We start from the raw sequence: 14,205 nt of genomic DNA on the forward strand, positions 1-14,205 counted from the left end.
AAAAATTGAGAATTGAAAATTAAAAATTCGAAGATAGGGTGGCTACCAGACGGTCGATGATGTCCTGGGCTACTTCTATTTTCGGTTTCAGGGGATAGTCTGTACGACCTTTCCTGTCGATGATACTTATTTTATTGGTATCATGGCGGAAACCGGCGCCAGCGTCATTCAACGAGTTGAGCACGATAAAGTCGAAATTTTTGCGTTCGAGCTTTCCTTCGGCATTCTGCTGCTCATTATTGGTTTCGAGGGCAAAGCCAACCAATAACTGATTTTTCCTTTTTAGTGCTCCTAAATTGGCAGCGATGTCTTGTGTTGCCTGAAGATGGAGGGTTAGTTCCTCTTCTTTCTCCCGCTTAATCTTCTTGTCGGCCACTGTTTCCGGACGATAGTCGGCTACTGCCGCGCAAAGAATACCTGCATCAGCATCTGGAAAATAGATCTGTGAAGCCGCATACATTTCTTCTGCTGATTCCACATCTACACGCCGAATACGGGAATGTTGCGTTTTGAGCTGCACAGGACCTGTTATCAATGTCACCTGCGCCCCGCGACGGGCACATTCTTCTGCTAATGCGAATCCCATCTTTCCGGAAGAATAATTGCCTATGAAACGCACCGGGTCAATCTTTTCATAAGTCGGTCCGGCTGTAATCATCACTTTCTTTCCGGATAGTTCGTCACTCGAAGCGAAGAATTCATCCAATACCCGGATAATGTTTTCCGGCTCTTCCATACGTCCCTTTCCCACCAAGTGGCTGGCTAACTCTCCTGTTCCCGGCTCGATAATGTGATTACCGTAGGAACGCAATATATCCAGATTTTTCTGGGTGGCGGGATGGGCAAACATATCGAGATCCATTGCCGGAGCAACAAACACGGGAGCTTTTGCCGAAAGATAAGTTGTTATGAGCATATTGTCGGCTATTCCATTTGCCATTTTGCCGATAGTAGAGGCGGTGGCAGGTGCAATCAGTACAGCATCCGCCCACAGTCCGAGATCGACGTGGCTATTCCACGTTCCGTCACGCTGAGCAAAAAACTCACTAATGACCGGTTTGCTGGTCAAAGCCGAAAGAGTGATGGGAGTAATAAATTCTTTTCCCGCCGGAGTAATGACAACTTGCACTTCCGCTCCTTGTTTTATCAGTCCGCGAATGATATAGCACGCCTTATACGCGGCAATACTGCCGGTAATTCCAAGAATTATTTTTTTTCCTTTTAGCATTATTTTGTAATCAAATTACTCATTTCACGCAAACGGATTTTTGTCAATGCCGCCTTAGTGTTCAGCGTGAAATCACTATTCAAAATCCAACTGTAATATCCAGGATCTTTCTTCAAAACCTCGGCTACAGACATTCCTTTATATTTTCCGAAGTTGAATACTTCCACTCCATTATCATCGTACACCATGCGTCCGGCAAAGTCTACATTCTTGCTGAAACTTGAATAATCTGCCAGGAACGCAATATCATTCTGAAGATCGGAGTAACGGTCGAGCTGTGCTTTCAGCACTTCGTAAGTGGCCCGTGTATCTGCTTCGGCAGTGTGTGCATCTTCCAGATTCTTGTCGCAATAGAATTTATAGGCAGCAGACAGGGTGCGTTGTTCCATTTTGTGGAAGATCACCTGTACGTCTACAAATTTGCGTTTCGTCATATCAATGTCCACTCCGGCACGAAGGAACTCTTCGGCAAGGACAGGAATATCAAAACGATTGGAATTAAATCCTGCCAAATCGCAACCTTCAATGTCCCTGGCTATGTTTTTCGCCACTTCTTTGAAAGTTGGACAATCGGCTACGTCGGCATCATAAATGCCATGTATAGCAGAAGATGCTTCCGGGATATGCATTTCAGGGTTGATACGTAATGTTTTTGCTTCTTCATTTCCATTCGGATATACTTTCAGATAGCAGATTTCAACAATTCGGTCTGTGTTGATATTGGTTCCGGTTGTTTCTAAATCAAAAAAAACAATGGGATTTTTCAGGTTTAATTTCATTTCTATTTTTTATTGGGTCACTACAGAGGACGCAGAGGACACAGAGGGTTATTTAACAAATATTCAAATTTATCCTCTGTGTCCTCTGCGTCCTCTGTGGTGAATTAACATTAATCATTTAGCATCATCGGCATCAGCAGCATCAGCAGGTCTTCGTTTTCTTCCTGCTCTACCGGGATGATTACTCCGGCACGTGAAGGATCTGCCAGTTCGATGACCACTTCGTCTGCTGAAATGTTGTTCAGGATGTCAATGAGGAATGTCGATTTGAAACCGATGCTCATTGCTGCACCTGCATACTGGCAAACTTGTGTTTCTTCAGCAGAAGTAGAGAAGTCAATATCTTGTGCGGAAATCACAATCTGGTTTTCCTGCATACGAAGTTTTATCAAGCTACTTGCCTGCGACGAGAAGATAGACACACGACGCAAAGCTCCTACCAACTGCTGGCGGTCTACGGTGACTTTGTGCGGGTTGTTCTGCGGAATTACCGAGTTGTAGTTCGGGTAACGTCCTTCAATCAGACGACAAACCATCCGGTAGCTTTCGAGCATGAATACAGCGTTGCGTTCATCGAATTCGATCGTCACTGTGCCTTGTTCTTTCGGCAAAAGATTTTTAAGCAACGTAGCCGGTTTCTTCGGAAGGATGAAAGCTGCACGCTCGTTACCTTTGGCTGCCAATGTCTTGCAGCGCACCAGTTTATGACCGTCTGAAGCAACCATTGTAATATCTTCTGTAGTAATATCGAAATAAATACCGTTCATCACCGGACGAAGTTCGTCATCGGCAGTAGCAAACACCGAACGGTTGATACCTCCCAGAAGTACACTTGCTTCCATCTCTACACGGACTGCATTATCACCCAATGTAGCCGATTGCGGAAATTCATCCGCATTCTGCCCCATCAGGCTGTATTTTCCGTTCTGGTACTGCACTGTTATTTCATAATTATCCGGATTGATTTCGAATGTGAGTGGTTGTTCCGGGATTTCTTTCAGTGCATCAAGCAATGTTTTCGCTACTACGGCAAAACGCCCGTTCGTATCGCTTTCATTCACTTCTACGGTAGTCACCATCGTTGTTTCACTGTCGGATACAGTCACAGACAATGTTCCGTCTTCCAATTCGAAGAGGAAACAATCGAGAATTGGCAGCGCATTTTTTGAATTAATCACACGGCTGATGGCCTGTAAATGGCTGGAAAGAGCAGTACTTGAAACGATAAATTTCATATATTTTCGTGTATTTAAGTTTTAAATGTTCTATCGCACAAAGTTACGAAAAAAGATTTGGGCTGCCCAATAAAACAAAAGAAAAAAACAGGCATTGTGTGAGGGATATTACTAAAAAATTGTAACTTCGCCGCAGAATTTAAAATTATCGCAATGGAATTTACAGGAAAAATCATCGCTATCCTCCCCCCGAGAGGCGGAGTTTCAAAAACTAGCGGCAACGAGTGGAAATCACAAGAGTACGTTATTGAAAACCATGATCAATATCCGCGCAAAATGTGTTTCGACGTATTTGGTGCAGACAAAATCGAGCAATTCAACATTCAAATGGGTGAAGAACTGACCGTATCATTCGACGTTGACGCCCGCCAATGGAATGACCGTTGGTTCAACAGTATCCGCGCATGGAAAGTAGAGCGCGTCAGTGCAGGTGCTCCAATGGCTTCTGGTTCTCCCGTTCCTCCCCCGGCTCCATCGGCTATGCCCGAATTTACTCCGGGTGATGCAAAAGACGATCTGCCATTCTAAACTGAAAGTCATTCATCCGACGCATAAGCATAAAAACTCTCGACGGGATAATCCTATCGGGAGTTTTTTTATAATTGAAGATATTTTTATTCATACAGATAATCCGCTCCAAAACCATAGAGATAAACAATTGTATATAAACCGTAATTTTTATTCTGATTTATATTTCAAAATAATATTGGGATATACTACTCCGTCCGTACAGGCAAACTGGACAAAGAGTGTAAAATTACGGAAGAAGCCGGCATTATGCAGAAAGAAATCCGGTATGAAACGGACATAATTTTCCGATTGCCGGAATACGTGGTCGAAATCTGCCATCAACATAAAATGGTACGAATCAGACAAGTGATCCATACCCGTCTGATAAGCTATTGCACCATTGAGCACTTCACCTTTATCCAATTGACGAATATAATGCGACAGACTGTTCTCATCCGGAGCAAGCAACAAGCGTCCACCATAAAATGCCGCATACATATCCAAAGTCGGCTCTACGAAACCGGTCAGTTGTTTAAACAAGGTTGTTTGAGGCAACCGATAGACCAAGTATGCCTTATTTACAGTATAACAAAAAGTAATTCGGGGAGTTTTTCTTCCTTCATCTGCCGGAGCAGTATTGACAAGGGTACGAAGCATTCTTTCAGCCTCCGTCACATCTGCCACAGACAGGCTCAAGACTGCCGCCGCATCCTGATCCTGTAACGTATCTTCACGCAGAAAGAGACAGGCAACCAAGTCCTGTCCGGCATTTTCCATCAGATAGCGAGAAAATTCTTTATCTCTATTCTGCACTTCGCTCGTGCGAACCGTCTCATTCTGCTCCTGCGCATTTCCATAAGAAAGCAAAGATGTCCAGTCCGCAATCCCCTGTCTGCTAAAATAGAAAGCAGTAGAAGGCAGTGTCTCACCCGGGAAGCCTTTGACTGATTGCTGTTGGCGAAGCTGGTTTATAAATGCAAAGCAAGTATCCGCATCGTGAGTAATGCCGGAGAAATAGATAAAATCATCTTTCATCTTCATATCAAATTCCGTCCATCCCATCATCCCTTTCATACGGGTATAGATTGTGGCGGCCGCTGCACTTTTTTTCGGAGCACGCACCCCTGTAAAGGTAGGATCATCCGCCAACGATTTGCCACTCTTATATGCATCAATAACGTTTTCAATCAGTTTTTTTTGAAAACTTAATGCCATAAAGTCAGACGTCAGATAGCAGGCAAGAAAATCACCATCCGCCATCGGGTAAATGATTATTTCCTCTCCTTTGTAAGCAAATGTTTTCGGCGGATAAAGCGAAGATATATATTTACGCACAAACTTGTTTACCAACTCCTTATCCCCATTTCCCAATCTGCAATAAAGTATCTGGTTCCGTTCGTTATCCGGTTCATGGAAACTAATCAGCATCTGATTCATTTGCCGGCTCAAACCATGAGGAGTATCTTCCGAGAGGGCATAAAGGCTTTGTTTCAGATAAGAAAAAAGTTTGGACACATAAAGATATTGCTGATTTTTACTACAAGTCAGATCATCGACCTCCGCTACAAATTCGAGCACATCATCAGTAACAAACACGGCTGAAGTGGTGGACGGAACCAGTTCATAAAGATTAAAATCCTTCTGCCCTTCGGCCGCCGACAGTCTAAAAAAAGAGTACAATGCGAAACCTGAGCACAAAAGTACAACAGAAGACGTGATCGCTATTTTCACTATCGTACGAAGTTTCATAATATTCGCTGTTTATCGGCTAAGTGCAAAAATAATAATTTCTACAAAGAAAACAAAACTTTTGCTAAAAATTTCACCGATAATCAAAGATAGATATCCAATCCGTCGAATGCCAGGTGAATATTTTCCGGAAGGCTCTTTTCAACCTCCGCATGTAAGCCCATATCATGACTCATGTGTATAAAGTACGTCTTCTTTGCTTGAATGCGCCGCGCCACTGCCAATGCTTCTTCCAGATTCTGATGGGTAGGATGCGAGGCAATCCGAAGTGCATTCACTACCAAAACATCTATTCCCGCCAATTGTTCATAAGATTCTTCGGGCATGGTCAACATATCAGTGATATAACCTAATTGCCCGATACGATATCCCAAAATAGGCAATCGCCCATGCATCACACGTAAAGGAAGCACCTCCGTGTGGTTAACAGAAAAGGCCTGCCCCACAGAAATTTCCTGCAAAGGAATGTCGGGAACGCCCGGATAACGATGGTCGACAAAGCAATAGGGCATACGCAAACGCAAGCCTTGCGCCACATAATTTTCCGCATAAATAGGCACTGAACCAAACCGGCAAAACGGACGTAAATCGTCCAACCCGCCCACATGGTCATAATGTTCATGCGTAATGAGCACACCATCTATCTTCTCAAAAGGAAGATGCAATACCTGTGTCCGGAAATCCGGACCGCAATCTATCAAAATCCGCGCATCATCTGTCTCGACAATAGCAGATGCACGCAATCGGTTATCTTTCGGATCGGCAGAAGTACAAACCGGACATGTACAGCCGATTTGGGGTACTCCCGTCGATGTTCCACTTCCAATGATTCTTACTTTCACTTGTTTAATTGAGAATTGAAAATTGAGAATTAAAAAATAATAGTTGAGAATGAGAATTTTGGAATTGAGAACGAAAAAAAGAAAGGTTATAGAGTATTTCTACACCTGAACACTTTTCATTATTCATATAGCTATTCTTCATTCTCAATTTTTACTTCTCAATTTATTAAGTTAACTTCCGGGTGGATATCAATGCCGAACTTCTCACGAACAGAGGTTCGAACTGCATCTGAAAGCGCAAGGATATCGCTACCTTTTGCTCCACCAAGATTCACTAATACCAGTGCTTGTTTATCATGCACGGCAGCCGGACCTAAAGCCTTACCTTTCCAGCCGCATTGATCGATCATCCATCCTGCCGGGATTTTCACCCGACCGTCTGACAGCTCATAGTATGGTATCCGGGGATATTCCTGCTGCAAGGCTTCCAGTTTTTCTTTCGGCACAATGGGATTCATAAAGAAGCTGCCGGCATTACCCATTACTTTCGGGTCGGGCAACTTGCTCTCACGAATCTCAATTATCACTTTCCGTACAACAGAAAGCGTCAATGCCGGATATTTTTCAAGCTCCTGACGAATGGTTCCATAATCTAACGTATAATATTCTTTTTTCCTAAGCCGGAAACGGACATAGGTGACAAAAGCCGACTTGTTTTCCGGACGTTTAAAAATACTGTTACGGTAGGTATACCCACACTCTTCCACCGAATAAACGCGTTCTTCAGCTTGAATGTTCACTGTTTCCACTGCTGTTATCAGATCTTTCACTTCAACGCCATAAGCTCCAATGTTTTGTACCGCACTCGCTCCCACTTCACCGGGAATGAGCGACAGATTCTCCGTTCCATACCATCCATGTTCTACGCAATATGCAACGAAGTCGTCCCATACTACCCCCGCTCCCACTCGTACCGATACAGAGTATTCATCTTCTTCCGTCACTTCGATTCCTTCAATGCGGGAATGGAGTATCAATCCGTCGTAATCTTTGGTAAACAGCAGGTTACTGCCGCCACCAATATGCAAAAAAGGTGTCACAACGGCACCTTGCACAATCAGCTTCTTCAATTCTTCAACCGAAGAATATTCTAAAAAACGAGCGGCACTGACATCGATGCCGAATGTATTGTAGGGCAAAAGAGAATACATATATTTCTAGTTATAAGTTATACTGTTATAGTGCGTCGTAACCCGTATCAGATACTTGTATCTTCAAACTTATACAATTCCCATTCTCCGGCTTTCCGGCGGAAATAAAGGATATTGGAAAAACCATTGCCGATACCTTTCAACGCCAGAATTTTCGTGGGCGAATCATCGCCATTCCGCTGTCCGTAATTAATATTAGAAAGGCGGTCGACAGGAAGTACCGGTTTGAAGGCAAACCACTGATTAAGATCGAGGGTTGTCTCCAAAATGGAGAAATCATCGTCCGGATCGCTGGTTACAAAAGCTAACGGCTCCCTCACACGCTGACTCTGAAAAAGACTATCCGTTGCAAAATGTCCGAAAAACTCAACAAAGTTCTCATTATCACTTTGCTCAATGGGCCGCAGGTTGATTGCCTCCAGCATCCATGCACCTTTGATACGTTCAAAATAGTATCTTTTCACCATTCGCGTTTTCACGAACATCCACTCTACCTGCACAGAAGTGAGGGAGGTATCTCCTACTAAATCCATGTCTTCTTCTCTATCAAACAGCAGAGTATAATAATGCTGCTTGGTAAACAAGTCATCATGCTTCCAGTTGCGTTCCTCGATGTTTGATTTCTTATCTCCATTGTAGTAGGGCAATGGAAATTTCACACGCTGACGCTGTAACACTTCATCGGAAGCAAAATTGTAAATAAAATCATCGAAAGATTCATCTGCCTGTATAGGCTGCGGATCTTCCGGCGATTTATCATGGTGGCTAGAATCGGCTATCTGCCGGATTGAATCCACCTCTTTAGTAATAGATGCGAAAGGGTCAATATTTGTTTTCTTGTTTCCACAAGAGCTCAATATACCGAGCAGTATGACCCCTGCAATTAGTTTTTTCATTATTTCAGTTTCTCTCTTAACTTTTCAAGCATATCTACCGTCATGCTTTCCAAATTGTAGGCCGGCTTCCATCCCCACTCTTCACGAGCGCAGGTATCGTCCAGGCTATCGGGCCAGCTATCGGCTATACGCTGTTTCAGAGGATCTATATCATAGATCATCTCAAACTGCGGCACATGCTTCTTGATAGCCTGATATATCATTTCCGGGTCGAAACTCATGGAAGCGATATTGAAAGCATTGCGGTGTATCAATCTTGCCGGATCGGCTTCCATCAGCGTAATTGCTGCGTTCAGCGCATCCGGCATGTACATCATATCCATTAAAGTGCCTTGCTTAATGGGGCACACAAACTTTTCTCCTTTCACTGCCGAGTAGTAAATATCGACAGCATAATCAGTCGTACCTCCTCCCGGAGGGGTCACATTCGAAATAATGCCCGGGAAACGGACAGCACGGGTATCGACACCGTATTTATTAAAATAGTAATCACTCAATAACTCTGTCGTTACTTTGGTGACTCCATACATGGTACGCGGACGCTGAATGGTGTCCTGCGGTGTTTTCGTGTGAGGCGTACTAGCTCCAAACGAACCGATAGAACTCGGAGTAAACACTGCGCACCCTTGTTCACGTGCCACTTCCAGCACATTCCACAATCCGTCGATGCCTATTTTCCAAGCCAACTTGGGTTTCGACTCGGCAACTACGGACAACAGAGCAGCCAAATTATAAATCGTATCAATGTGATACTCTTTTACCACAGATGCAATTGCATCGCCATCCGTTACATCAGCAATTGCCGACGGTCCCGACTCCTTTAATTCCCCTTTAGGTTCTGCACCCGGAATATAACCTGCTACTACATTTGCATTTCCGTAACGTTTCCGTAGCTCCATCGTTAGCTCCGACCCTATCTGTCCGGTAGCTCCAATAATCAAAATGTGTTCCATTTTTTCTTCTGACTTAGAATATCAAGCTTAAATAGTGCGCAAAGTAAGCACTTTTTTTTCAGATTTTAATCAAAAAGACATTGTTATTCCAAGAAAAATTGTGTCCTTTGCAATATAACTTAATCACCCAAACACTATGTACGGTAAAATGCAAGAATATCTCCGCCAAACATTGGCTGAAATCAAGGAAGCCGGACTTTATAAAGAAGAACGACTGATTGAAAGTGCGCAGCAAGCTGCCATCACTGTAAAAGGTAAGGAAGTATTAAACTTCTGCGCAAACAACTATCTAGGATTGTCCAATCATCCCCGATTAATCAAGGCTTCACAGGAAATGATGAATAACCGTGGATACGGAATGTCGTCTGTCCGTTTCATTTGTGGAACACAAGATATACACAAAGAACTGGAAGCTGCTATCTCGGACTATTTCCAGACTGAAGACACGATTCTGTATGCTGCCTGCTTCGATGCTAACGGCGGTGTATTCGAACCGCTTTTCTCCGAAGAGGATGCCATTATCTCGGATTCGCTAAACCACGCTTCTATCATTGACGGGGTACGTCTTTGCAAAGCGAAACGTTACCGTTATGCCAATGCTGACATGAAAGACCTGGAAAGATGTCTGCAAGAAGCGCAGGCACAACGCTTCCGTATTATTGTTACGGACGGTGTGTTCTCAATGGACGGCAATGTAGCTCCGATGGATCAGATTTGTGATCTTGCCGAGAAATACGATGCGTTGGTAATGGTGGACGAATCTCACTCTGCCGGTGTGGTAGGTGCCACTGGTCATGGCGTAAGCGAGTTGTATAAGACTCACGGACGTGTAGATATTTACACAGGAACGTTGGGTAAGGCTTTCGGCGGTGCACTGGGAGGATTTACCACCGGACGCAAAGAAATCATTGATTTACTCCGTCAACGCAGCCGCCCGTATTTGTTCTCCAATTCATTGGCTCCGGGTATCATCGGTGCAAGTCTTGAAGTTTTCAAGATGCTGAAAGAGAGCAATGCACTGCATGACAAGTTGGTTGAAAATGTAAACTACTTCCGTGATAAGATGACGGCTGCCGGATTTGATATTAAACCGACACAAAGTGCTATTTGTGCGGTAATGCTGTATGATGCGAAACTGTCTCAAATTTATGCTGCACGCATGCAGGAAGAAGGGATCTATGTGACAGGTTTCTACTATCCGGTAGTGCCGAAAGATCAGGCCCGCATCCGTGTACAGATTTCTGCAGGACACGAAAAAGCACATCTTGACAAGTGTATCGCTGCCTTTATCAAGGTAGGTAAAGAGCTTAACGTATTGAAAACGGAATAACTCCGAAGCAAGGTTTCCTTGCAGAATCCATTTTTAGGCACGGATTACACGGATTACGCTGTTGCTTTATGCAAGCATATTTCTAAAAACCGTGAAATCCGTGTAATCCGTGCCTAAAAAATCTCTTTTATTAAATGAATTTTGAACCGCTGCTTAACTATAAAAAGATTATGGAAGAATTAACCCTCACTACTCCTACCCTGCTTTTCTCGGCAGTTTCATTGATTTTACTAGCTTATACCAACCGTTTCTTATCGTATGCCCAACTTGTGCGCCAACTACGTGACCGCTACGTGGAAAACCCTTCGGATATCACTGAAGCTCAAATCGAGAATTTACGGAAACGGTTGAATCTGACCCGTACAATGCAAGGACTGGGTATTGCAAGCCTTTTTCTCTGCGTAGTCAGTATGTTTCTTATTTATATCGGACTGCAATTATTTTCCGCTTACGTATTCGGACTGGCACTGATTCTGTTGATAGCTTCTCTAGGCGTATCTTTCCGCGAAATACAGATTTCCACCCGTTCACTGGAGATTTACCTGGGAACAATGGAGAAAGGGAAAAACAAGAAATAATACGGTTGGCATTCCCTTCCATTAGTTTTTATCAAGACACTACCCGGCAAGGAAGGATGACCGTAAAGCGACTTCCCTTGCCTACTTCGGATTTGAGTTCAATCCTTCCACCCAACTTTTCTATAATCACCTGACAAATAGAAAGTCCCAATCCTGCTCCCTGTGAGAATTCGTTCTGTTTGTAAAAACGGCTAAAAATCATCCGTTGTTCTTCACGTGGAATACCCTTTCCGGTATCTTCTACATAAATCCGCACGTTACCTTCATCCGGCAGATAAATATACCCTAATTTGATATACCCGGTTTCCGTAAACTTACTGGCGTTATTCAAGAAGTTTGTTAGAACTTGTATCAAACGCTCCCTATCCACATTAATCTCCAAAGGTATATTATCCACTTCTTTCAGGAATTCCAGACGTGGAGCAATCAATACCTGGTGAGTCATATAAATGTCATCAATCAGCTCTCTCACCCTACATTTCTTGAATGAGAAAGACATATAGCCTGATTCGATACGGGAAAGCTCCAGAATATCGTTAATCAGTTTGAGCAGCAACTCGCTGTTCTTGTTAATGGTACCGATGTATTCTTCGCGTTCTACGGAACTCAACCCATCTTCCAATGCCAGAATATTGGCAAAACCAACAATCGAATTAAGCGGAGTACGTATCTCATGGCTCATATTTGCCAGGAAGGATTGTTTCAATTCTGCCTTTTCAGCGAGCAAGCGCGCAGCTTCCAGTTCCTCTTCACGATCCTTTATATCTTGTATGTTGAGCAGCAAACCTGCTGTTTTATATTCGCCACCCGGTAGCTGTTTAGTAGTATAACGGAACTCCCACCACTGATATCCTTTACCGTCGAAGTTACAAAGCTCCCGTACTACTTTCTTTTGGGCTGTTTTCAGATTTTGCCAGTTGAACTTCACTCCTTCCCAATGATCGGGATGAATAAAGCTCATGAATTCCTTAAACGAAAGTTGTCTAGGATTCAGCCCTTGCGACGACCAGAATGCATCTTCAAAAACAAAACAACCGTTATCCAATCTCCAAGCATACGTCATTCCACCCTCAATAGCTAATGACAATGTTTCTTTTTCATCAGCCAATGCTATAAGCGCCTGTTTTTTTCTCGTCTGTTCCCGAAGGTATAACCACCAAAGCGAAGCAAAAAGAAATGTCAGGAAAAGAATTAGTGAAGCGACTAAAGTTCCCCAAAGAAATGGATACTTGTCTCTGAACGGAATATTAATAATGCTATATTTTGCAGGAATACTTTCCTTGCCCAATCCAATTTGTTTCATTGTATTCCAGTCTACGACATACTCTTTCCGACTTTCAACAATGGGTATATCCGAGGGGCTTGTACCATGTAATATGCGAACGGCAGTTTTCACTTCTTCTTCTACCTGAATAGGTAGCGAAGTGATGTATCCACCCAACAACTTCTCACCAAACCCAAAGGCTTCATTAATGGCTGTCAGACTGGGACTACCGCAGATGCTTCCAATATTAATAGTGGTGTAATCACGTTTCAACTGAATATAACATTGGTCGCGATAGCTCCTGTTTAAAACCCACATAAAAGTGGCATCCGAATGATTTCTGGCATTACGCAAAGGAATAGCCATGAAGCGGGTATAACCTTCTTCCTGCACCAAACGTATCTGTTCTTCCGGAGAAAGTTCAGGATTATCTATGAATCCGGTCACTTTACATCCTTTAAACTGCTCCTTTGCATCTCTTCTGATTTGTTTGTCGATATAGGTAGTGTCGAGCATGGTAAACAAACGGACGTGCTCACCGAAGAGCTCTTTTGCCACACTGATATTCTCATTAAAGGCTATCTTGTCATGAAAACCTGTCACGTTGGGATGATGTTTCAACAATCCCCAATTCGGATAATTGACACCACCAAAAACCACAGGCACTTCTTTCGCCAACTGAATTCCACATTTCATCAATGAATAAGTGGCTTGGTCTTCATTCACCAGAATCACTTCCGGTCGCCAGTCTCTCGAAACGGAATCAACCAGAAAGCGCATCCGTTCCAGTTCCGGTTCCTCCCAATAAGATTCACAGTCTAAATAAACGGTACGAATATCAGCATCAATTTTCTCTTTTTCAAATTGCTCCGCTATCATCCGGTTAAATTCCGGATAAGCTGCATAAGTTTCCTCATAAGAGTGGACAACTAAAATACGTCGTTCCTCTTTTTGAGAACAACTACTCACCCCTAAAAGGAGCAATAAAGATAAAAGGAGCAATCTTATAATTCCTCTGTTCAAACCATTCATTTATAATAACCGGGATTAATTTCTCTCTGACTCGTAATACAAAGGTAGTTTATTTTCGAACATAAGCCAAATAAGTGAAAAAAAAGAAGCTGCCCGAACTGGAATTCAGGCAGCTTCTATAATATATTAAAGAACTATTTTCAGAGTAGCATCATTAACGCTGTCCCAATTGTGAGTCTACAAAGAAAATTCCGGTATCACCGGCTTTCTTGATCTTGTCAACAATGCCTTGTGCTGTAGCTTCTTCTTCTACTTGTTCACGAACAAATCCCCACAAGAAATCCTGTGTCGCTTTATCCTTTTCAGCAGCAGCTACGTCTACCAGCTTGTCTACCAATTGAGAAACATGACATTCATGTTTGTAAACGTGTTCGAATACTTCCAAAGGAGTACCCCATCCGTTAGGAACAACATCTATTTTATCAACTTTAGCAGCTCCTCCACGCTTGATAATATAATCTGCCATGGCATAAGCATGTCCCATTTCTTCTTGAGATTGCTTTTTCATCCAATGAGCAAATCCACTGAAACCTTCTCTCTCGAAATAGAAAGACATTGCTAAATACAGGTTAGCAGACCATATTTCAGCAGTAATCTGTTCGTTAATTGCATTCTGTAATTTTTCTGAAATCATAATCGTATTTTTTATTAAGTTGTT

13 protein-coding genes are annotated in these 14,205 nt (G+C 43.0%); 3 read left to right on the plus strand and 10 right to left on the minus strand.

All coding sequences use genetic code 11. From position 1 onward, the window contains the following. Positions 1–19: 19 nt before the first annotated feature. The 3 genes from coaBC to dnaN form a co-directional block, all read right to left on the minus strand. Positions 20–1,228 carry a bifunctional phosphopantothenoylcysteine decarboxylase/phosphopantothenate--cysteine ligase CoaBC gene (coaBC, locus tag AAHJ11_RS09660; RefSeq protein WP_148364970.1) on the minus strand — a complete coding sequence of 403 codons (1,209 nt, stop codon included), beginning with the start codon at positions 1,226–1,228 and terminating at the stop codon, positions 20–22. Further along, a complete protein-coding gene (locus tag AAHJ11_RS09665) occupies positions 1,228–2,007 on the minus strand; it encodes a 3'-5' exonuclease (RefSeq protein ID WP_004316864.1) in 780 nt (259 codons plus the stop codon). The genes coaBC and AAHJ11_RS09665 overlap by 1 nt, the downstream gene beginning before the upstream one ends. Before the next feature lie 110 nt (positions 2,008–2,117). Beyond that, the gene (gene dnaN / locus AAHJ11_RS09670) at positions 2,118–3,242 is read right to left on the minus strand and encodes a DNA polymerase III subunit beta (protein WP_004297029.1); all 1,125 of its coding nucleotides are present in this window, start codon (positions 3,240–3,242) and stop codon (positions 2,118–2,120) included. A gap of 153 nt (positions 3,243–3,395) precedes the next feature. Between dnaN and AAHJ11_RS09675 the strand changes: the two genes are divergently transcribed. Beyond that, positions 3,396–3,770: a DUF3127 domain-containing protein gene (locus tag AAHJ11_RS09675; protein WP_087318232.1), complete on the plus strand. Its 375-nt coding sequence runs from the start codon at positions 3,396–3,398 to the stop codon at positions 3,768–3,770. A gap of 150 nt (positions 3,771–3,920) precedes the next feature. Here the strand turns inward: AAHJ11_RS09675 and AAHJ11_RS09680 are convergent, their stop codons facing one another. From AAHJ11_RS09680 to AAHJ11_RS09700, 5 genes are all read right to left on the minus strand, one after another. After that, positions 3,921–5,501 (minus strand): DUF3352 domain-containing protein, encoded by a 1,581-nt coding sequence (locus AAHJ11_RS09680; protein WP_413579436.1) that lies wholly within the window; start codon positions 5,499–5,501, stop codon positions 3,921–3,923. A gap of 83 nt (positions 5,502–5,584) precedes the next feature. Next, on the minus strand, positions 5,585–6,343 hold the full coding sequence (locus AAHJ11_RS09685; protein WP_148364968.1) for an MBL fold metallo-hydrolase: 759 nt from the start codon (positions 6,341–6,343) through the stop codon (positions 5,585–5,587). 158 nt (positions 6,344–6,501) lie between these two features. Then, entirely contained in the window at positions 6,502–7,494 is a 993-nt protein-coding gene (gene murB, locus AAHJ11_RS09690) for a UDP-N-acetylmuramate dehydrogenase (protein WP_373149799.1), read from the minus strand. A 47-nt stretch (positions 7,495–7,541) separates the two neighbouring features. Beyond that, positions 7,542–8,390 carry a DUF4348 domain-containing protein gene (locus AAHJ11_RS09695; protein WP_217721042.1) on the minus strand — a complete coding sequence of 283 codons (849 nt, stop codon included), beginning with the start codon at positions 8,388–8,390 and terminating at the stop codon, positions 7,542–7,544. Further along, positions 8,390–9,343, minus strand: coding sequence for an NAD-dependent epimerase/dehydratase family protein (locus AAHJ11_RS09700; protein ID WP_320979394.1), 954 nt, complete (start codon positions 9,341–9,343; stop codon positions 8,390–8,392). Before AAHJ11_RS09700 ends, AAHJ11_RS09695 begins: the two co-directional genes overlap by 1 nt. Positions 9,344–9,479: 136 nt before the next feature. Here AAHJ11_RS09700 and kbl point away from each other — a divergent pair, with 136 nt between their 5' ends. Together kbl and AAHJ11_RS09710 are read left to right on the plus strand one after the other, a co-directional pair. Further along, positions 9,480–10,673 (plus strand): glycine C-acetyltransferase, encoded by a 1,194-nt coding sequence (kbl, locus tag AAHJ11_RS09705; RefSeq protein WP_148364964.1) that lies wholly within the window; start codon positions 9,480–9,482, stop codon positions 10,671–10,673. A 170-nt stretch (positions 10,674–10,843) separates the two neighbouring features. Then, on the plus strand, positions 10,844–11,251 hold the full coding sequence (locus AAHJ11_RS09710) for a DUF2721 domain-containing protein (RefSeq protein WP_149939683.1): 408 nt from the start codon (positions 10,844–10,846) through the stop codon (positions 11,249–11,251). Between the two features lie 31 nt (positions 11,252–11,282). On the opposite strand, the gene AAHJ11_RS09715 is transcribed toward AAHJ11_RS09710, so the two are convergent. Beyond that, a complete protein-coding gene (locus tag AAHJ11_RS09715) occupies positions 11,283–13,547 on the minus strand; it encodes a sensor histidine kinase (RefSeq protein WP_148364962.1) in 2,265 nt (754 codons plus the stop codon). Between the two features lie 154 nt (positions 13,548–13,701). Next, entirely contained in the window at positions 13,702–14,181 is a 480-nt protein-coding gene (locus AAHJ11_RS09720; protein WP_099146809.1) for a ferritin, read from the minus strand. Between the last annotated feature and the right edge of the window lie 24 nt (positions 14,182–14,205).

The organism is Bacteroides sp. 90-K9/2 (assembly GCF_047310725.1).
Lineage (GTDB): Bacteria > Bacteroidota > Bacteroidia > Bacteroidales > Bacteroidaceae > Bacteroides > Bacteroides vicugnae.